Source organism: Tsukamurella sputi, assembly GCF_007858445.1.
GTDB classification, from domain to species: domain Bacteria; phylum Actinomycetota; class Actinomycetes; order Mycobacteriales; family Mycobacteriaceae; genus Tsukamurella; species Tsukamurella sputi.
Genome location: NZ_VIGV01000261.1, coordinates 1 through 501 on the forward strand (window position 1 = coordinate 1; position 501 = coordinate 501).

A 501-nucleotide genomic window follows, 5' to 3' on the forward strand; every position below is an offset into this window, starting at 1 on the left:
CCTCAACGCCACCCCAGTGATCAACAACGGTGCAACGCTCAGGTTTACCGACGTCGGCTGCGTGACGACCTGTCCAGCGTGCACCGCCTGTGGCCTCTGTGTGATCTGCGGGGAGGTTAACGCGGACGCTGCGGTCGGGACGGTCGCTGGAACGCTTGCGCTCGGACCGCAGTCAGCCCAGCGGGAGTTCGAACAGGAAGCGATGCGAAAGCATCTCGACGACACGGCACGCTACCTGCGCGCGTTTGACTCGATCACCCCGCAGATCGGTAGCCATGTCTAGCGCCGTCACCACTACCGCCCCAGTGGACGAACTGTACCCCCTTCTCCGACCAGAGGTTTCACTGCACCGGACTGCGGCCGGTGCACAAATTCTCGTCGCCGTACCGACGACCCCGGACCAGGGGCTACGGTTTCAGGGCCGCGTCGGAAGCGGTGAAGCGGTCGATCAGACCTACAACTGTGACGGGTACATGGTCGACTATCTGGCGCAGATCGATG

General features: G+C 63.3%; 2 protein-coding genes. Both read left to right on the forward strand.

The window, feature by feature from the left end; genetic code table 11:
- Positions 1-283 (forward strand): hypothetical protein (locus tag FK268_RS24615; protein WP_158636229.1); only part of this gene is annotated, 283 nt, incomplete at its 5' end.
- A 22-nt stretch (positions 284-305) separates the two neighbouring features.
- A partial coding sequence (locus tag FK268_RS24895; protein ID WP_205124557.1) for a hypothetical protein occupies positions 306-501 on the forward strand: 196 nt, incomplete at its 3' end.